Source organism: Aestuariibacter sp. A3R04 (assembly GCF_018860805.1).
Taxonomy (GTDB): Bacteria; Pseudomonadota; Gammaproteobacteria; order Enterobacterales; family Alteromonadaceae; genus Alteromonas.
Map to the genome: position 1 here is coordinate 1 of NZ_JAHKQR010000012.1, position 20,777 is coordinate 20,777.

Annotated in this window: 16 protein-coding genes; 9 read left to right on the forward strand and 7 right to left on the reverse strand. The window is 44.1% G+C overall.

From position 1 onward, the window contains the following. Nucleotides 1-391: 391 nt before the first annotated feature. Entirely contained in the window at nucleotides 392-1,117 is a 726-nt protein-coding gene (locus tag KO518_RS16370; RefSeq protein ID WP_371742352.1) for a hypothetical protein, read from the forward strand. Here the strand turns inward: KO518_RS16370 and KO518_RS16375 are convergent. The 7 genes from KO518_RS16375 to rfbA all read right to left on the reverse strand — a co-directional run bounded on the left by KO518_RS16375 (nucleotide 1,114) and on the right by rfbA (nucleotide 8,795). Continuing rightward, nucleotides 1,114-2,166, reverse strand: a complete 1,053-nt coding sequence (locus KO518_RS16375) for a GGDEF domain-containing protein (RefSeq protein ID WP_216026943.1) — start codon at nucleotides 2,164-2,166, stop codon at nucleotides 1,114-1,116. The genes KO518_RS16370 and KO518_RS16375 overlap by 4 nt on opposite strands. Before the next feature lie 134 nt (nucleotides 2,167-2,300). Further along, entirely contained in the window at nucleotides 2,301-3,488 is a 1,188-nt protein-coding gene (locus KO518_RS16380) for a nucleotide sugar dehydrogenase (protein WP_305855280.1), read from the reverse strand. 37 nt (nucleotides 3,489-3,525) lie between these two features. Continuing rightward, nucleotides 3,526-5,247: a glycosyltransferase gene (locus tag KO518_RS16385; protein WP_216026944.1), complete on the reverse strand. Its 1,722-nt coding sequence runs from the start codon at nucleotides 5,245-5,247 to the stop codon at nucleotides 3,526-3,528. Nucleotides 5,248-5,326: 79 nt separating this feature from the next. Continuing rightward, nucleotides 5,327-6,415: a dTDP-glucose 4,6-dehydratase gene (rfbB, locus tag KO518_RS16390; RefSeq protein WP_216026945.1), complete on the reverse strand. Its 1,089-nt coding sequence runs from the start codon at nucleotides 6,413-6,415 to the stop codon at nucleotides 5,327-5,329. A gap of 15 nt (nucleotides 6,416-6,430) precedes the next feature. Next, the gene (gene rfbD, locus KO518_RS16395; RefSeq protein ID WP_216026946.1) at nucleotides 6,431-7,291 is read right to left on the reverse strand and encodes a dTDP-4-dehydrorhamnose reductase; all 861 of its coding nucleotides are present in this window, start codon (nucleotides 7,289-7,291) and stop codon (nucleotides 6,431-6,433) included. Nucleotides 7,292-7,299: 8 nt separating this feature from the next. Continuing rightward, entirely contained in the window at nucleotides 7,300-7,845 is a 546-nt protein-coding gene (gene rfbC / locus KO518_RS16400; RefSeq protein ID WP_216026947.1) for a dTDP-4-dehydrorhamnose 3,5-epimerase, read from the reverse strand. A 71-nt stretch (nucleotides 7,846-7,916) separates the two neighbouring features. Continuing rightward, nucleotides 7,917-8,795 (reverse strand): glucose-1-phosphate thymidylyltransferase RfbA, encoded by an 879-nt coding sequence (rfbA, locus tag KO518_RS16405; RefSeq protein ID WP_216026948.1) that lies wholly within the window; start codon nucleotides 8,793-8,795, stop codon nucleotides 7,917-7,919. A gap of 364 nt (nucleotides 8,796-9,159) precedes the next feature. On the opposite strand from rfbA, the gene KO518_RS16410 reads away from it, so the two are divergent. The 8 genes from KO518_RS16410 (at nucleotide 9,160) to KO518_RS16445 (ending at nucleotide 20,691) form a co-directional block, all read left to right on the forward strand. Beyond that, the gene (locus KO518_RS16410; protein WP_216026949.1) at nucleotides 9,160-10,839 is read left to right on the forward strand and encodes a glycosyltransferase family 2 protein; all 1,680 of its coding nucleotides are present in this window, start codon (nucleotides 9,160-9,162) and stop codon (nucleotides 10,837-10,839) included. Continuing rightward, on the forward strand, nucleotides 10,836-12,047 hold the full coding sequence (locus KO518_RS16415; RefSeq protein WP_216026950.1) for a glycosyltransferase: 1,212 nt from the start codon (nucleotides 10,836-10,838) through the stop codon (nucleotides 12,045-12,047). The genes KO518_RS16410 and KO518_RS16415 overlap by 4 nt, the downstream gene beginning before the upstream one ends. A 38-nt stretch (nucleotides 12,048-12,085) precedes the next feature. Continuing rightward, on the forward strand, nucleotides 12,086-13,249 hold the full coding sequence (locus KO518_RS16420; RefSeq protein WP_216026951.1) for a polysaccharide pyruvyl transferase family protein: 1,164 nt from the start codon (nucleotides 12,086-12,088) through the stop codon (nucleotides 13,247-13,249). Nucleotides 13,250-13,253: 4 nt separating this feature from the next. Beyond that, nucleotides 13,254-14,408 (forward strand): polysaccharide pyruvyl transferase family protein, encoded by a 1,155-nt coding sequence (locus KO518_RS16425; protein ID WP_216026952.1) that lies wholly within the window; start codon nucleotides 13,254-13,256, stop codon nucleotides 14,406-14,408. A 2-nt stretch (nucleotides 14,409-14,410) separates the two neighbouring features. After that, complete coding sequence (locus tag KO518_RS20285) at nucleotides 14,411-16,810, forward strand: rhamnan synthesis F family protein (RefSeq protein ID WP_216026953.1); 2,400 nt, start codon at nucleotides 14,411-14,413, stop codon at nucleotides 16,808-16,810. Nucleotides 16,811-17,070: 260 nt separating this feature from the next. Continuing rightward, complete coding sequence (locus tag KO518_RS16435; RefSeq protein WP_252736251.1) at nucleotides 17,071-17,916, forward strand: DUF563 domain-containing protein; 846 nt, start codon at nucleotides 17,071-17,073, stop codon at nucleotides 17,914-17,916. A gap of 41 nt (nucleotides 17,917-17,957) precedes the next feature. Continuing rightward, a complete protein-coding gene (locus KO518_RS16440; RefSeq protein ID WP_216026955.1) occupies nucleotides 17,958-18,890 on the forward strand; it encodes a GSCFA domain-containing protein in 933 nt (310 codons plus the stop codon). Nucleotides 18,891-19,041: 151 nt separating this feature from the next. Then, nucleotides 19,042-20,691: a hypothetical protein gene (locus KO518_RS16445; protein ID WP_216026956.1), complete on the forward strand. Its 1,650-nt coding sequence runs from the start codon at nucleotides 19,042-19,044 to the stop codon at nucleotides 20,689-20,691. Nucleotides 20,692-20,777: the final 86 nt, after the last annotated feature.

Here is a 20,777-nt window from a genome sequence, read left to right on the forward strand (position 1 = left end):
CGGGACGCGCATTCTACGCGCTTCGTTTTCAGTGTCAACAACTTTTTGAAATTTTATTTCGAAGCGTTGTTAGCGCTAAAAACTTGCTATAACAATTGTTTGAAACATCTGTTATAACTACTTCTTCGTATCCCGTTTGACGTTCCCCGTCGAAGTGGTGCGCATTGTATGGATTTCTAAAAGAACGTCAACACTTATAATTAAAATAATTGCGTTTATTGATTCAAGTGGTTACTTTACGAACTAACAATACAAATTTTGTACAATTTGAACTAATTGTGTATTCGTTTGTTCATATAAAGTATTCATAATGATGAATCTGATAAACCTAAAACAATTAAAGGGGGAGCAGATGTCTCCTAAAAACAGTTTGCGGATATTAGCGGTAGCAATGTGTTTCCCTGCATTGAGTTTTGCCTCGCCGGTAAAAGAGGAAAAACCGGTTGACGAGTTTCAGGTTAAATTCCTGAAACGGCAGGTTGATCAAAACATGTCTATTGGCCGTGCTATTCGCTCTATCGCCAGTCATTATCCTCAGGATGTGGTGTCCATCGTAGACATTGCGCTCGATACCTACCCTGATAAGTACCGCGAAATTATTTTTGCTGCCATTTCTGCACAACCTGCTTCAACAGAAGATATTGTGAGAATGGCAATTGAGAAAGATGTATCTTCATGCCCTAACATTGTTCAGTTGGCCATTCAAGCTGAGCCCAGTTATGTCGACTTTGTGGTTCAGGCTGCAGCCCTTGCTACACCAGATGAACTAGATGAAATTGTGCGTATAGCCGTGCAGACCGAGCCTGACTCAGCTGACCGTATTGTGCAAACGCTGTCTAGAGAACACCCAAACAAAGTAATTGAGATCTTAACAACTGCGTTGGATACCGTGCCCTATGTCGGGGAATATGTGGTCGACGCACTGTTAGCCGTATTCCCGGCACAAAGCGATGAAGTGATTACAACAGCGTTAAAAGAAACTTCATCAGAAAAAGAACAGGCCATGCGAATTCTCGAAACTGCACAAAGTTACGGCGTGACAGATGACAAACTTGAACAATACGGTACGTCAGCTGGATTAACAAAGGCGCAAATTGCCCAGGTTATTGACAACTAAACGGCAATTTCTACTTTATTCCTCCCTTTCTCTTTTGCTAAATAGAGCGCGGCGTCAGCCCGTTCTATCGTCGCAGTTAGCGTTTCCTCTTTGTAGCATGCAGTTACCCCCGCACTTATGGTGATTGCTACACCTTCGATAGGCTCGCACGCAATTTTTTTACGCCACCGTTCAACCAAAACATACGCGCTGTCTATAGACGTAAATGGCAATAAGGCGACAAACTCTTCCCCACCCCATCTTGCCAGTACATCAGAATGTCGGATATCTGCAAGAATCATATCACCAAAACCCTTTAGTACTTTGTCGCCCACATTGTGTCCATACTTGTCATTAACGGTTTTAAAATGGTCAATATCAAGAATGACAAGAGCGCATACTTCATGACGGTGAAGCTTCATCATGTCTTCGAATGCTGATTCAAACTTGCTTCGGTTGTACAAACCGGTGAGCTGATCAGTCAGCGCAAGTAGCGATAACCTATTTTGCTGGATCTGAATTTGACGATTTGCAGACTCTCGCGTGCGCTCGTAGAGCCTGAAAATGAGTATGTGCACCACGGCAATTTCCGCAATATTCATCAGTGATTTGTATGAAAAAATATGAACTGCTTGCTGCGCATACTGATGCCAGCCCAAATAGCCCGTTAGGCAGAAAATATACACTGAGAAAATTGTGCCGCCGCGCCGCCCCAATAAAAAGAATGTTAGCGGTGGAAGGGTCGTTGCCCACAGCATAGAATAGTGTAACCCCTGACTGACAATTAAATAGGCAGATAACAAAAGGGTTACAAAGATCGAAAGGGCCCAGGTGCACAGGCGAACGTTACCCGATTTTCGGAACCAAACGTACAGCACAGCGGGTATGATTACGCCAATCAGGTCAATAAACGCAACAGTTTTATTGTCCAGCAAAAACCAGTTAACACAGAAGAGGATGCCAAATGTAACGACAATAAGTAAAAGCGCCTGAAAAATCAGTCTTGCGCGCCAATAGTCCCGGTCATGAACCTCGTAATCTGAAAAGTTTTTAAAGAAATTGAACCTCATTGTGCACCCTGAGCAGCATGACCTTATAATTGTAGACCTTTCACAGTATTTCTCTAACTCAGAATTCATTTATTACAAACAAAAAAAAGGCCACTTATGCGATGGCCCCTAACTAGCTTGCTAAACGTTGGCAATCAATCTGCGCCAAACAGATCTCGGGTATACACCTTTTCCAAGACATCGGTGATGTCATCGGTAATACGGTTTGCCACAATGACATCAGACATGGCTTTAAAGGCATCCAGGTCGTTTACTACCCGGGAATTAAAGAACTCCTCCTCCTTTAATACCGGCTCGTATACCACCACTTCGATACCCTTGGCTTTGATGCGCTTCATGATCCCCTGAATAGCGCTGGCTCGGAAATTATCAGACCCCGTTTTCATAATAAGGCGATACACACCTACAATTTTGGGCTTGCGGTTAATGATAGAATCGGCGATGAAATCTTTACGGGTGCGGTTGGCGTCTACAATGGCCTGAATCATATTATTTGGCACATTACTGTAGTTTGCCAGTAATTGTTTAGTATCTTTAGGCAAGCAATAACCGCCATAACCAAAGCTCGGGTTGTTATAGTGTTTGCCAATGCGCGGGTCTAAGCCAACGCCTTCAATAATTTGTTTGGTGTTTAAACCATGCGCTTCCGCGTAGCTGTCAAGCTCGTTGAAGTACGCCACGCGCATAGCCAGGTAGGTGTTAGCAAACAACTTAATCGCTTCTGCTTCGGTACTGTCGGTAAACAACACATCAATATCTTCTTTGATCGCACCTTGTTGCAGCAATGCCGCGAAGGTTTTGGCGCGCTCACTTTGCTCACCAATAACAATTCTACTGGGGTAGAGATTGTCGTATAACGCTTTACCTTCTCGCAGAAACTCAGGGGAAAATATGAGGTTGTCTGTGCCGTGTTCCTGTTTGGCTTGCTGGGTAAAACCCACCGGTACGGTCGATTTCACCACCATTACGGCATTGGGATTCACCGCCATAACCGACTTGATAACAGCATCGACACTGCCAGTGTTAAAATAATTTGTTTGCGGATCGTAATCAGTAGGTGTGGCGATTACCACAAAATCTGCATCCTTATACGCTTCTTCTGCAATGAGAGTAGCGCTTAGGTTCAGATTTTTCCCGCTCAGGTATTGAGATATTTCTTTGTCTTCAATGGGCGATTTTCGCGCGTTCAGCAACTCAACTTTTTCTGGAACAAGATCAACTGCAACCACTTCATTATGCTGTGCCAGTAACACCGCGTTTGACAACCCAACGTAACCTGTGCCGGCTACCGCTATTTTCAAATTCTTCATAGTTGCTTCCATTTATCTGACTCTCTCCAACTTAACAATGTAAATTACGTTATTTGCGCAATGCTGCAAACTCTTCCTTCGTTTTCACGGAAAAATTTTCCCGTTTTAACGTGAGGTTTGGACTATACGCCGGATCATGAGCAATGTAGTGGGCCCAATGCGTCTGCAAATAATCGAGTTCTTTCTTAAACCTCGCCGCTTTTTCCGGCGACAAATCCAGACCTCGGCTAACCGATTCGTGGTGATAGAGCTCCGCCTCTGCGCAATATACGTTTCTTACACCGCACTCTCTAACCCGCAGGCAAAAATCCACATCGTTAAATGCCACGGTGAGATCTTTTTCATTCAACCCACCCACCGCGTTAAAAAGTGATTTTTTAACCAACAAACACGCCGCCGTTACCGCAGAGTAATTTTGTGTAGCAACCAGACGTTTCAAATACCCGGGATGATATCTGGGGAAGTATTTGTGTGCATGCCCTGCACCACCGCCGTACCCCAGTACCACACCTGCGTGCTGCACGCGATCATCTGAGTAAAGTAACTTGGCCCCAACACAACCCACGTCGTGACGCGAGGCATGGCCCACCATAAAGGTCAACCAGTCGGGTTTTATCACCTCAATATCATTGTTAACCAAGCCTACAATGTCACCCTTTGCATGTTGCACGCCAAAATTATTGATGGCAGAGTAATTAAATGGCCCGGGATATTCCAGTACCCGTATTTTGGGGTGCTCAGTCAACTGCTGAAAATAAGCGATACTTTCTCGCTCATCGGAACCATTATCAATCAGTAATATTTCATAATTTTTATAGGTAGTTTTTTCCAAAATAGAGTTAATACAGGCTTGTACTAACGCTTTTGCATTTTTGGTGGGAATAATCAACGACACCAAAGGTTCATCCAAAATAGGCCATTGGATGTGTTGTATGCCAAATTCTCTGTTGTAGGCGGACACCGCATGCGTATAGTGCTGCAGCACATCGGCGATATCCTCAAGCTCGTCTGCACCGGTCTTATTATTTGAACTGCGGTGAAGCAATGTCAAGGGTATATGGGCCACAGGTTTTGCTGTATCTGACAACCACAGTGCACAAGCCATTCCTGCAATGGTCGCGGCTTTATAGTCTACTTGTTCTAATGCACGCACTGAAAACAGAACGCCAGTAGATATATAGGCTGAAGAAAACTGTAACTCGGGATTCCAGTCTGGAAAAAAATGAGGCGATTTCCGATTCCCTTTCTTGTCAAATTTATCGGTATCACAGTAAATCATTGAAGCCTGAGTGTTCCATTTTAGAAACACTGATACCATTTCGGGCATAATTGTATCGCCGCCATTTATAGCTAAAAGGTAGGTATAACCGCTGACGGCTTTAACAACCTCCCCCAAACTCGCAGCAAGCTCAATTGCGCCGTTTTGTTTCTCTTTGCCAACAATGTAAATGTGTTTTTTACTAATACCCGCTTTGTTCAGGCTGGCAATGCTTTGTGCAGCTCCGCGTTCACCAACAATCACAACTGCAACGCTATTTGTATCTATCCCAGCAACTCCCAGTTGTTCCAGCTGTTTCTGCTGCTGTTTCAGATAATGAGCATACAGTGCCCTGCGTTTCTTTTTTGATGGGAAGCCATAAAACAAGCCCGAACGCTGTAATGAGCGACTATAAAACTCAGTGAGCTTATGATTGTTTTTAAGTTTACTTTTAACAGATGACGGTAGCAGGCCAATCGCCCCTTTTACTGTCATCATCGCTAGTTTTTTCATACCGGGAATAGCATCCTAAATACCACAAAAAAGGCCGCAAACACGGGCGGCCTTTACATCTTATCACGATTGTCGGTAGTCAGGCTCTGTTGCCAGTACCCAACCGCTCACCCTGATAACTGCCGTCAAGCACAGCTTTCCACCAGGCCTCATTTTGCAGATACCATTCAACAGTTTTGCGAATACCACTTTCGAAGGTTTCCACAGGCGTCCAACCCAGTTCACGTTGTATTTTGCTGGCATCAATGGCGTAGCGCATGTCGTGGCCTGGGCGATCCTGCACATAGGTAATTTGCTCAGCATAAGACGAACCTTTCGGCTTCACGTCATCTAAAATAGCGCATATGGTTTTCACCACTTCAATATTTTGCTTTTCGTTGTGACCACCAATGTTATACGTTTCGCCAATTTTTCCTTCCAGTGCCACCAGCACTAACGCTCGGGCGTGATCTTCCACATACAACCAGTCTCGAATTTGATTGCCCTTTCCATACACGGGCAATGGTTTATCCGCCAAGGCATTTAAAATAACTAAGGGAATGAGCTTCTCAGGAAAGTGATACGGCCCATAATTATTCGAACAATTAGTTACCAGCGTGGGCAACTTATAGGTGCGCAACCAGGAGCGTACCAGTTGATCGGAACTGGCTTTACTTGCCGAGTAAGGCGAACTTGGTGCATAAGGCGTAGTTTCGGTAAACAAAGGTAATTCAGTACCGGGAGTGACGTCGTCGGGATGGGGTAAATCACCGTACACTTCATCTGTAGAGATATGATGAAATTTAAACCCCGCTTTTTTTTCTTCGTTTAACGATGACCAATACGCTCGGGCCTGCTCAAGCAATGTGTACGTTCCCACCACATTTGTCTGAATAAACTCCCCCGGACCATCAATAGAACGGTCTACGTGTGACTCTGCAGCCAGGTGCATAATAATGTCGGGCTGGTATGTATCGAATACGCGCTTTACCTCAACCCCATCACATATATCCACTTTTTCAAAGTGGTAACGTTGACTGTCGGCCACACTGGATAACGATTCTAAGTTACCCGCGTAAGTCAGCTTATCCAGATTAATTACCGTGTGCTGAGTGTCGTTTATCAAGTGGCGCACTACCGCAGAGCCAATAAAGCCTGCGCCGCCAGTTACTAATATGGTTTTGCTCATGATGGATACTCTAATTTACGCTTTCAACTCATCCATCATGGCGGACAATTGCTTGCGCCAATGAGTGAGATGCAGTGAAGAAAAAGTTTCGCGGGTCAGGGTTTTATCTAACACGCTGTAATGTGGCCGTTTCGCAGGCGTAGGGTACTGCGACGACGGAATAGGGTTAACGGGCACAGCATTTTGAAGTAAACCCTTGTCAATGCCCAGCTCCTGAATGGCCAGGGCAAAGTCATACCAACTGCATACGCCTTCGTCTGTCCAATGGAACACCCCCTTGGTTTTGGTTTGCGCGGCAAACACACAGGCTTCAGCCAGCCCGCGTGCCCAAGTAGGGGTGCCTACCTGGTCGTCTATGACTCCCAGTTGGGGCTTTTCAGCCATTAAGCGCAGCATGGTTTTCACGAAATTATTGCCGTGAGAAGAATACACCCAGGCAGTTCTTATCAAACAGCTTGCATCAGGCAATAAAGACAGCAGAGCCTTTTCTCCGTCAGCTTTAGTTTTGCCGTACACGCCCTGGGGCTGGATATCGTCATTTACAGTGTAGGGCGAACCTTTACACCCATTGAACACGTAATCAGTTGATACATGCACCAAAAACAAGCCTGCCTGCTTGCAATACGCAGCCAGGTTTTGCACACCGGTAGTGTTGATCAGTGCCGCCGCCGCTTCGTCAGTTTCGGCTTTATCAACGGCGGTGTACGCTGACGCATTGATAACTGCAGAGGGCTTTATGCCATCGAGCTTTTCTGCCAGTGCTTGAGGCTGGGTAATGTCGATATCACCACGGCCCAGGCACACGCCATTGTCGCCCAATATGCGCATAAGTTCGAAAGACAACTGCCCGGATTTTCCAATAACCACAATACTCATGGCAAACCTCAGAATGTGGGTGCGTTGTCAAAGGCAATACCGTCGGCATCTTTGCCCGACAGTGAGGGCGCTTCACCATTGACTAACGGCCATTGAATACCGATGCCCGGGTCATCATATTTTACTGACACTTCTGATTCAGGATGGTAGTAATCGGTACATTTGTAAACGAACTCCGCCGATTCACTGGTAACATAAAACCCGTGAGCAAAGCCAGCGGGCACCCAAAGCTGACGCTTGTTTTCTGCCGACAAATACACACCAACCCATTTCCCAAAAGTGGGAGACGCTTTGCGCATGTCTACGGCGACGTCGAACACTTCCCCACTGACCACTCGAACCAGCTTGCCCTGTGTTTGTTTAAGCTGATAGTGAAGACCACGTAAAATACCCTGCTTTGATTTTGAATGGTTGTCTTGCACAAATTCAACGTCGGCACATGCTTGTTTAAACCAATCGGTGCGGAAGGTTTCCATAAAAAAGCCGCGTTCATCACCAAATACTTTTGGTTCGATAATTTTGACATCGGGGATGTCGGTTTTAATAACCTGCATAAAATTCTTTTCGTCTGTTAATTAACAATACTGGCTGGTGCGTGAAACGAAACCACATGGTGTGGCGTTGACTATTTCACCCTGTCATTGACGACTTTCAACAGGTAGTCACCATAGCCGCTTTTCTTCAGTGGCATAGCCAACTTTTCAAGCTGTGCTGCATCAATGTAGCCCATTCGAAATGCCACTTCTTCAGGGCAGCAGATTTTTAACCCCTGACGTTTCTCAATGGCTGCCACAAAATTGGCTGCGTCCAGCAGAGAATCAAGGGTACCGGTATCGAGCCAGGCCGAGCCTCGGCCCATCAGTTCAACCTTTAAACTACCGTCTTGCAGATACAGGTTGTTCAGGTCGGTAATTTCCAATTCACCTCGATGAGAAGGTTTCACTTGTTTGGCAAAATCTACCACCCGATTATCGTAATAATACAAACCGGTCACTGCGTAATTAGATTTGGGTTCAACGGGTTTTTCTTCGATAGACAAGGCGTTCCAATCGGAGTCGAAGTCAACCACACCATAACGCTCCGGGTCAGTGACGTGGTAGCCGAAAACAGTTGCGCCTTTTTCCTGACCATAGGCATTTTTTAGTGACAGACGCAAATCGTGGCCGTAGTAAATGTTGTCGCCAAGAATAAGGGTACATGCATCGCTCCCTATGAAGGCTTCTCCAATAAGAAAAGCCTGAGCCAGACCATCTGGTGAAGGTTGAACCGCGTATTGCACATTAATGCCCAGTTCACTGCCGTCGCCAATTAAGGCTGTAAAACGAGCCTGCTCTTCCGGTGTGGTAATAATGAGGATGTCACGTATGCCCGACATCATCAGCGTAGCCAACGGATAATAAATCATGGGCTTGTCGTAAACCGGCATTAGCTGCTTGCTTACAACCCTGGTAAGTGGGTGAAGACGCGTGCCCGATCCACCGGCTAGTATTATTCCTTTTCTCATACTTTTATACTCAATAACAACTGACGATGCAGTAACATTCGTGAATACCCTTTCACCATTTAATTTGATGAAAACGAAATAGTAATATGAATACTATCAAATACCACGTACCCCGCGCCATCGCGAAATTAATAAGTACGGATATCAACTGAACCGCAGAGCAAACACGTTTGCTCAGGCAGCCCAACACGAGGCTTTGGAAACCACAAACGCTTTTCTCAAACTCGCCCTGCTAACGTTAGACTTGGGTTTCGCAGCTATGTTAAGCTTCCGCAACGTATACCACCCGATGTTTGTTTTATCGCTGCAACGGTAAGCTGACACACACTGTTAAGAAACACCCGTGCCCTTTATCCATAAAATAATGAAAAAACTGAAATCCTTGCTTCGCCAACTCATCGGCAGATCCAAGCAGCAAAGTCTGACAATCGATATTGTGACACCAACGATAGACGGACAATGTGTGATCGGCTGGTATTTTACCAGTGAGGTAAGCTCGCTGGCTATCGCAGACAAAGAAGGCATAGAAATTCCCGGTAAACAGATCGACATTGAGCGCCAGGATGTGGAGGCCAGTACGGGGCAGAGTGCCAAGGGTTTTCAACTTACGGTTAAAACGAATAAATCCCTTAGTGAACTCAATCTGCTGGCAAAACAGACAAATGGTCAAATCTATACCATTCCGTTGACGTCCGCTTTGGTTGATGAGCACCTGGGGCCAATACACTCTACGGCAACGGGCTCCATCGCGGGTTGTTTTGAATTGGGCGTGATTACCGGGAAGTATTTGTTTTTGGCCGGATGGCTCATTGACGATCGCCAAGCCACAGAATTCGTAATAAGCAATGGCCGCACAAATATTGTAAAAACAAAAAACCAGTTCCTTCGCTTCAGACGAGCAGACGTTGCGGAACCCTTTGGACGCAACTATGTTGACTCCGCTGGTATATTGCTGCTGTGTGAGCTCAGTGACGACGCAACTTTCGATAGTGAGAAGCCGTTGTTCGTCAACATATCGTTAAAGGATGGCGATACATCAGTAAAGGTTGACCAGATTTATTGTGATGAACCTCCGATGCAAAGCGCCAGGCGCATTTTAAATAGCTGGAACCCGCTTAACCCGCACCATATACAGAACAGTGATATTGTAGCTAAACCGCTTCAGTCTTTGTACGCCCGACAGCGTAATGTAAGCACTCAGCGGTACGACTTTGGCGTTGCAACAGATAACCCTGAAGTTTCTTTTGTCATTCCGCTTTATGGTCGCTTCGACTTTATGCAATATCAAATTTCGCATTTTGAACGCGCCGGTTACGCGCAGAACTGCGAAATTATTTACGTTGTAGATGACCCTAAAATTGCAGCTAAAACACTGCGATTAGCTCAGAAACTATCAAGAATGTTTAAGCAATCATTTAGTGTTCTGGTGTTGGGGGAAAACGTTGGGTTTGGCCCCGCTAACAACATCGGCGTTCGTCACGCTAAAGCAGATAAGCTTATATTGATGAATTCCGACGTATTGCCCTCTTCGGCAGATTGGTTTGAGCGCATGTTAACGCCGTTAAACGACGAAACCACTGGTATAGTTGGTGCACGGCTGCTTTTTGAAGACAGGGCTATACAACACGACGGTATGGCGCCAATGACTATCAGTGAATATCCCGGTCTTTTATTCAACGACCACCCCTATAAAGGCTGGCCAGAAAAGCTGTCTCCCCATGCCAGCACACTATCGGAGTGCGCTCTGGTTACGGCTGCATGCTGGGCGGTGAAAAAAGCAGACTTTATTTCTCTGGGTGGCTTTGACCCAATTTATGTATTAGGTGATTTCGAAGATTCTGATTTGTGTCTGAAAATGCTTAAGAATGGCAAAAAGAACTACATTTGCCGCGATGCCGTACTTTTTCACTTAGAAAGACAATCACAAAACCTGGTTGACGAAGGAAAGTGGAAACACAGTGTAACCATCATCAATGCCATTACTTACAACAAGAGATGGAAGGCAGAGCTTGAAAAAATACGTGAGTCGGAAGAAGTAGCATGAAAAAAGTCCTGTTTATCTCACACGGCCATCCGGACATGAGTAAAGGCGGTGCAGAAGTCGCCTCCTGGAATCTATATCAGCAATTAAAAGACGAAGGTTTCGATTGCCTCTATATTGCCCGTACTGAACCCGGTTCTCACGGTGGCTCAACATTCTCCGTTCGGGGCGAGGAACTGTTATTTCACACCTCAATGGATGACTGGTTTACCCTTGGTACCAGTCAATTAAAGCCCCTGTTTGACGATTTGGGGCAATTAGTAAAAAAATATGCGCCTGACATCATACACATACATCACTATGCGCATATGGGGTTTGAAATTTTTTGCGCACTCAGACAAGCCGCCCCAACAGCAAAAATTGTCTTTACCATCCACGAATTTATGGCCATATGCATGCACAACGGTCAAATGGTGAAAAAAGGCTCGCTGAAACTGTGTAAGAAAGCACTGCCATCCGATTGTCATCAGTGTTTCCCCCAACATTCACCCGGCGATTTTTTCCTTCGTCAGCAGTATTTATTGGATCAGTTGAATTACGTTGATTGTTTTGTTTCCCCAAGTCACTTCTTAGCACAACGCTACATTGAGTGGGGAATACCGGCAAGCAAAATGCACGTTATAGAGAATGTGCTGCCCGAGACAAAATCAATACCTCCGCGCACGCTGGCACCGGGGGAAAAACGAACGAAACTCGCCTTTTTTGGCCAGATAAACCCGTACAAAGGGCTGAATATTTTACTTTCTGCACTGAACAGTTTACCCGAAGCGGTTAGGTCACAAATTTCCCTCGATATTCACGGTGCAAATCTGGATAAGCAGGAAGTATCTTTCCAAAAGAGTATTCAAGCACAGCTGGATAGATTAAGTGATTGTGTAACTTTACGTGGCGCATACGAAGCAGAACAATTGCCTGGCCTGCTGGCAGATTGCGATTGGGTAGTTATCCCTTCTATCTGGTGGGAAAACTCTCCGGTAGTGATCCAAGAAGCGATTGCCCATGGACGGCCCTTGATCGGTTCCAATATTGGCGGCATGAAAGAAAAAATAGAAAACATTGCCGGGCTGACATTCGAAGCCCGCAGCCCATCATCTTTAGCAAGTACGATTTGTAACGCCATAGAAACAGACGTATTCGATGAGTGGCAGGCTAAACTTTCCGCCAATGAAACAGCGTTTCAGGAGCACGTTGCTCTGTTAAATGCGCTTTAAACAGCGATATTAATTACTATTTTAGGACTCGGTACTATATGAAGATTGGTGTCATTACCAACTTGGTGAAAATAGACGAATTTGTAGCAAAAGAGATGGCCACAGCAGATACTGACGCATGGATGACGGCTACTGGCGGCAATACGGGAAATGTGGCGTTTGTTCAGGGTATTAAGAACATTCTTGGCGATAGTTTTGGCACTGTTTACTGGGGCGACAACCCAAAGGCAGTAAATACACATTACGACATGCTCGTAATTTGTTGCGCAAACCAGATTGGCAGTCACGTAGATTTGGCCGGCTGGGCAGACCGTTTAAAGCACTTTGATCTACCCACGGTATTCATTGGGCTCGGAGCGCAAAGCGACAAGATTGGCAACATGCCAGAAATACCTGCAGGCAGCAAAGCTTTTCTTGAATTGACAAAGCAACTCAGGCCAGATCCGAACACCCCGAATATCATCACCCGGGGAAATTTTAGTTCGCAGGTCCTTGAACATTATGGTGTGGAAAGTTCCCCATATGGATGCCCTTCGCAATTCATTTCAACGCAAACCGAACTCGGTCAAAAATGTTTAGCGCACCAAAAGCGCGCTAAATACGAGCGAATAATGACGGCGGCGGGAAATCCTTGGCATCCGTCTTTCACCCTCGAAAACACGCTAACGGAAATGGTTGAAAAATACCGGGGCGATTACATATTGCAACACCCTAAAGCGCTTATTCAGCTAGCATTAGGTGAAACAGATGGGTTTGAAGAGGCTCATATTAAGCGATATGAAAAAGTGTATTCTCGCATTGGCAACTGGGAGGATATTAAAGCGTGGTTTGAGAGTTTTGCCGTGTTCTTTGCCGATGCGCAGAACTGGATGCACTATTCAAAACACTTTACATTAGCAATTGGCCCCCGCTATCACGGCGTTGCATTGCCAATACAAGCTGGTGTTCCGGGTAAAGTTATCTTCATCGATTCCCGCACTGAAGAGCTCTCTGTGACTACGGGTATTCCTACTTTATCTTACAAAGAAGTGGAACATTTAACTGCAGAAGAACTTATAGAACGGTGTCGCTGGAATGACGCTGACGCGCAACACTATGACTCAGTCAGAGGAAAAAATGCAGCCAGTTATAAAACGTTTCTCGAAGCCAATGATTTACCTGTCGACACCACTCTGATCGAACTAGCAAGCCCGGAGATATAAACAAATGACAAAACTTATGGGACTTGGCTCAGGTAACAACAAACTTGTAACAAACTACAAAGAACTTTATTTATCGGCATCGAGTAATACTGGTAATTTATTATTTAATTACGCTTTAGAACAATTAATTGAACTAAGCGGAACGGATGTAAGATGGTCCACCCCAGCAGAAAAAATTAATCAAATGGGTGAAAGCTTGTTGATACCAATGGCAAACAATATCGGCAGACACATGGATCTTGAGAAATCAGGGCCCAAAATCAAAGATGTTGAAGTACCGGTAGTCGTTATGGGGCTCGGCGCCCAGTTTCCCCTTGATGCTGATTTTGAACAAGCTTTTAATCTCATCCCCGATTCGTCTAAAACCTGGCTCGAAACACTTTGCAGTAAGTCAAACCAAGCCAATGTTTCAGTGCGTGGTAAATTGACTCACCGTGTTTTTGAAAAACTGGGGCTGGGGCACAAAGCAGTTCCTCTTGGGTGCCCATCTCACTTTTTAAGCAACAATAAAAACTTAGGGCAGTTATTGCAGGAAAAGAGCAAGTCGCTCCTACAAAATGGAATAGAGAACAAAATAGGCATTACTGCTGGTAATCCGGCTATTGCGAACCTGGTCAAACTTGAGCAATTTTTAATTTCACAAATTAATAACTTCGGTGGTATGTATATTGTTCAACATCCCAAGGACTTAATCTGTTTGGCAGAAAATTGGCTGGCAGATTTAACCGAAGATGAAATTAACATGGTGCAAGAAAGGTTTTTCCCGAACGCATCTTCAAGTCAAATGCATCAGTGGTTCCGCTCACACGCACATACTTACGTTTCAATTCCACAGTGGTTTCGCGATATTTCAAAAACAGACTTTGTCACTGGAACGCGTATTCACGGTTGTCAAATTGCGCTTCAAGCCGGTGTACCTGCGGTATGCTTGCATATTGACTCCAGAACAAAAGAACTATGCGAAACAATGCAAATTCCGACAATCCCGGCACGCGATTTTCAAAAAGCGCCGTCAATGGACCAGCTGTTGGAGCTTGTTGCTACCTGGGATTGGGAGCAATACGATGCAAACCGTATGGATCTGGCAAAGAAAACACGCCAGTTTGTGGAAGATAATGGGTTGTCTCCCTCCAGCCATTTTCAATCTCTAGTAAGTTAATAGTGAAACACTTAGCAAGCTCGTTTTATCTCGTCAGCGGGTTTCACCGCAGTGGAACCTCAGCCATTGCAAAAACACTATCTGACAACGGCGTCGATATGGGGCAAAACTTGATGGGTGCAAGTTTTGCCAATCCTGCCGGCCATGTAGAAGACCTCCCCTTAGTCAATATCCACGATGCAATGCTTGCCTCATGTGGTAAAGACTGGCGGTGTCACGATGCTGTACAACTCTCTCCACCGGAATTTTTAACCACTAGATTACGCCAATATGTGGAGAGCCGAATTGCCGATGGAAAAATGGTTGGCGCGAAAGATCCAAGAGCGGTCCATTTCCTCAACTCATGGCTAAAAGCAACAAACCAGAGTGTAAAATCCATTTTTTTGGTCAGAGACTGGCGATACTCAGTTTCCTCTTTGCTCAAACGCCACAGTAGAGACTTACTCAATACCACTAGCGAGATGGCGCACCGGCAGACCGATTTATCATTTTGGCAATATCCAGACCTTGGTGCCAAAATGTGGCTGGCCTCCTCAAAAGCAATTTTAGCATGGTATCGCTTCGCGCCTGAAGACACATTAATCCTTCCCTTTTCTGCCTTTCAAAAGCAAAAAGACGCACTATTTGAAATTGCAGATGCAAAAGGGTTTAACGCTGATATCTTTAAGCGCACTTCCTCATACTCAGATAGCCTGCTGCAATCATCAATCCCCCAGTCGTTTATAGAGATGCTATCCCCTTCTGTGATAAAAGCCTGTGACGAGATGCTTAGCACCTTGTATGACAACAGCAAGGGCCTTCATTCAGATGAACAATGCAAGTTGACCCCTGTTCATGGGATGACCCGTGAGTTACATGTAAAAATAAGCAAACAAGATGAAAGAGACTGCAGCCCATTTTTCTTCCCAGCAATAAACTATGAGCAATTTTCTATTCCGGAAATAGTTGAGCTGATTAAACAATTGCCAGAACAAGAACGGCAACGTTTTAACTGGCAATCACTTCTGAGCAGACAGGACATCACAGCTAAAGACTTAGAAGCGATATTCGTGATATCAACGAAATATGGCCAACTAGACACTGCAGAGGCCGCGGTGTTCAGATTGTTACAGCGCAAAGAGGCAGCGTGGCGCTGGATGCATCTGGGCGATATATATGTTAAGCGAAAACTAATACCGGAAGCAGAGCGATGCTTTTCGAAAGCACGTCAAATGGCGCCAACAAATTCAACATTTCTTGCTCGACTGGCAGACATTGAAATCTACAAAGGGAATATTCTCAAAGCACGTGCATTAATAGATGAAGCCGTTGCATTAGACCCCAATAAACCAGCCATAAACTTAGCAAAACAGAGGTTACAACAAGCGACCGCTGAAAAAAAAGACGCAATTACCTCCCCTGCGGTTATGCCTGTCATTCACAACTACCAGGATGTGGTCGATGAAATGACAAAAGACTACAACCTAGGAAAGCTACTGGACGACTACGTGGTAAGAAGTGCATTTGTTAGCCGGAATAATCTGTCATGGCTTAGTAAGGGCCTGGAAGACGTAACACCGTCTGCAAGAATTTGTTTTATCGACTACATGCTTGCACACTTATCCAAGTACTGGTCACAGATAGTGCTCCAAACAGAATTATTGGCAGCGCCTGCTTTTGAAACGTATCCATTGGATACGTCTCACCAGATTAACAGCGACGTTAAGATAGGCGTTCATATACACGTTTTTTATGTAGAGTTACTTGCCGAAATACTTGAGTTTTTAGCAAACCTGCCATACTCGCCTACACTGGTCGTGACTTATCCAACCGGCGTTGTAATACCTAAAAAATCAATTAGGGCACATTTTCCCAACACACACTTTATTCCCACCCAGAATAGAGGCCGGGATATTGCACCTTGGTTAATACATGCAGTACCACTCCTACAGGATTGCGATTTAGTATTAAAACTTCACACTAAGTCATCTTCACATAGTAGTCATTTGGTGGGGTGGAGATTACAGTTAATTTGGAGCCTTTTGGGCAGTCGTTCAATTATTGAAGAGACAATTGATAAATTTATCCGTTGTCCTCAACTCGGCCTTGTCTCCCCTCCTTATCACACTGGCATCGTGAGTGATATTGGCTGGGGCAGTAACAAACCATTGTGTGACGAATTAGCGACCAAAATGAATATAAGTTTGTCGACAAATCATATTGATTTCGCCGCAGGCTCTATGTTTTGGTATAAACCGAAAGCGATAAGAAAGCTCACAGATTTGAAATGGGATTACGAAGATTTTCCTGATGAAAGTGGACAAATAGATGGCACAATTATGCATGCTATTGAGCGTATCATCGTTCCTTGCATAGAGGCTGATAACTTTCGTACCGATATTAGCCAACCATACCCAAAATGACGTTTGCATTTTCGCGAAACACCATACCTCTTTAGTAAACCAATATGAACATACCTGAAATACAATTTTTAGAAAGCGCCGTGGTTTGTCCAATACAGAATTTTAATGTCCGGAAAAAGACGTTTTATGCTGGCGTCATTTCACGTGAAGGCGTACCGTGCGAACTCGCAGAACAAAAGAAAACTAACTTTTGCAATATTCCCCCAAAAATACCTGCGGAACCGGTTAAACACCTTCGTGGTCGTTGGCTATTCTGTGGCATGTTGCAAAATAGGCATTTTGGTCACTTCCTAACGGAAAGCCTCACCAGGTTATGGGCCGTGAAGCAATGTACCAATATCGATGGGATCTTATTCTATTTACGCTCTCCGGAAGCGAAGATAGCGGGGTTTGTTGACAAAATAACAACAAAACTCATTGGCAACATTAAGGTTCACTATATTATTGAACCCACTAGAGTAGAAGAACTGATTGTGCCATCCCAGTTAGGCCACGAAAAACACGGTCACATATTAAACCATCGATATAACGCTCAGATATTGCGCAACTTAACATGTGGCGATCACTCTCGCCCCTATGCAGACAAAATCTATGTTTCACGTTCTAATTTGAGGGGGCATGAAGGCGCTTTCCTAAATGAAAAATATCTGGAAAATCTGTTAGAAAAAGAAGGCTACCTTATTGTTCACCCTCAGGAAATGACAATTGACGAACAGCTCCATTACTACGCGAACGCGAAAAAGTTAATATTTGCCGATGGCTCCGCTTTTCATCTATTTGTACTGGTAGCAAACCAGGAGCAGGACGTATTTGTTGTTTGGAGAAGAAAAAAACACGCATTATTTGATGAACAATTAAGATCTTTCACCGGTAAAGACACAAAAGGACAGCCGTGTTTACAGGGGTATTACGCATTAAAAAGTGATAATTATAGCAGTGCAACGCAAAAATCGATTCTCAACTTTGAAAAACTTCGTGCACAGCTACATAGCTCAGGTTTCATTGCATCTTCAAAATGGGCGCAACCCAGCAACGAGCAGGTTCATCAGGAAGTACAGGAGCTCCAGCAGCGCTTTAAAAAGGAATATGAATTTTTTGAAAGTTAACCGCCATCTTGAAAGAAAACATTTTTAAAGGTCAAACGAATATGGAAACACAAACAGCGTTAACCGCTGCAAGAAAGAATAAACACCGCTCAATGGTGAAGTATGTGTCGAACAAAGAGAGCTACGCTAACCTGGTGCACTCACCGAAATTCAGTTTATCCGAAGATACTGCCTTTTTTACTATTGGGTCTTGTTTCGCTCGCAATATCGAGAATTACCTGAATAAAAAGAAAATAAGCTACTTTAGCCAGGTTCCCTATGTCAAAGGTGAATATTTCAAGGTGCCAGGCCCTGACCGAACGGGTTATCAAAATGTATATACGCCCGGCTCTGTACTGGAGATGAGTAAACTCATTTCCCACCCCGACCCTTTTCACAGTATTGTAGAAGTCAAAGGCTTGTACTATGACCTGTTAACACACGGGCTAAAAGGTATCAGTAAAGAAGACACAATATCGATTAGAGAGGGCTTAATTGAAACATACTCCAGGTTGTCAAAGGTTGATGTCATCATCATTACACTTGGCTATAACGAAGCGTGGCGGTTTAAGCCAGCGAATTCATGGGTAAATCAATCACCCGGCGAGCCTAATTTACGTCCCTTGGCTGAAGATTTTGATTTCCATATTCTAGATGTAAATGACGTGACCGATATGCTTGTGCAGGCCACTGAGAACTTTCGCGCCATAAACAAAGAAATTAAAATTATATATACGGTTTCACCCGTCCCCTTAAGTGCTACTTTTTCTGAAAAACACATAGTCGTTGCGAATCAATTTTCAAAGTCCACTTTGCGATGCGCTGCTGAAAATCTAGCGAGTCAATTTGACTTTGTTGACTATTTCCCGTCATATGAAATCATTGTCAACACTGAATATAAAAAAGCTTTTAAAGAAGACGGAATACACGTTCAGGCAGAAGCTGTTGAAAATGTAATGAACATATTCTTTGATTCATATTTCTCTGAAAAATAAACATTTTAGCAGCTTTTACAACTAAGATTTTTCAATGGATAATTTCGCAGTTAAAACTGAAGTACATCGCTACGTCAACACGCAGATTTTGTTCCAAACAAGAAAATATAAAGCACAAGAAAACCAGTGAGAGCATACTGAGGTAGCAATAGTGCACAGTGCGACAACATCTCTCGTCATGATTCCAAATACAGATACGAGCAGATTAAAAAAAATACTTGATGAATATTCAGGGGTGGATGGTATTAATACCATTCATCACGAAAAACTCGGGGACAAACTGTCATGTGGTTTTACCACCAGCGCCATGGCTTTTATGTTGGTGGAGCCCACACAAAGACTGTACTCCGCCTATTGCACAATGAAGCAGTTAAAAAGCGATACCTCGACAACGTTTAAAGCGTTCTATACCAATAAGCAGCGCCTAAATTTCTATAGTAAGCTATTAAATGGTACAGAGGTCAGTAATTTTGGTTTTATTGGCATTCGCGAATGTTTCCATAAATCGGTGCTTTTGTACGCTGACTACCTAAACGTAGATCTCTATCGCATTCCATACAGTGCCTTGCCAGATAGCGACATCTGTGACGTTAGTCAAATTAGCGATGAAGACCGTATCAATATCAGAGAATTGTATGCGAATGACTATGCGATTTACGAGAAAGCAAAATCTCTCTTTTTGGAAAAATGGAAGCGATACCAACAAAAAAATCAGATCAATATAGCAAAAGATAAGAAAATAATTGTTCACCTCGGCCCACCTAAAACTGGGACATCGGCGATTCAATCCTGGCTTAATCAAAACGCGTTAAGCCTCAATAAGCATGATATCTTCTACCCCAGCCATACTGCAGATGAAAATGGCGTTAGCTCTGGGAACTTTGAGCACATTCTGAGTCTCGATACTAGCTCTGGCAATTACTACTTTGATGACACCAAGTTACGAGATACTGTTCGAAAATTTGAAAACAGTAACTTGAGTACTTTACTATTGTCATCAGAGCACTTTTACTATTATCTGATTTGGTTTTTCTCTCGCTTACCAGAGGCGACCTTTATTTTTTATATTAGGCATCCTCTGGCACTTATCGAATCTGCATTCAACCAAGAGGTAAAACGGCATTTACGCACTTCGCCTTTTTCCATCCCCGAGAAAATACGTTTCAACGCTCTGGAAATCGTGTCAAATATTGCCAATGAATTTAAATGCAAAGTAAATTATGCCTATTTCGACAATAAACTGTTTTACGGCGGCACTTTATTGTCTGACTTTCTGCACCAGTTGAATATTGAGAATTTAGCAAATGCCGCAGAAAATGACTTTCAGTTGAACCGTCGGTATAGCCCCGGTGCCTTATTCCTGATGAGGCTTTGCAACGGTTTTGCAGACGCTAACGTCAGGCGTCGACTGGATATCATTTTACAAGAGTATAGTGAAACCCAGGAAGCATTTAGCTGTATGTCGGAAACGGTACTGGCAGAAGCGAATAAAATCATCGAGGATGAAGCAGTCCACCTTGCAAATATTAACGAATCACTCGATTTAGAAAAGCTAATGCAACTGGTTAGCGCCTATAGGCTCCCCAAACAAGCCGATAACTTAGCTGTTGATGCAGATCTCACGAAACTGCTAAAGTATGTAAGAGCGAAAAATAAGGCTTTATATTCAACGCTGATTAAACAAGCAATGGACAATCGCTCTTCTCCGGGTGCCGAGGTATTGCTTTCAAGCGTAAAATTGACTATGGGTGAAAAGGCGAAGCTCACTTTTAAGAAAATAAAAACCGTGTGGGTTGGTTAACATTATAATGGCCAGACTTATCAAAATTCGTAAATCACATCGTAAATTTGTTTATGCCGACTCACCTATAAACTCAACTGATATCT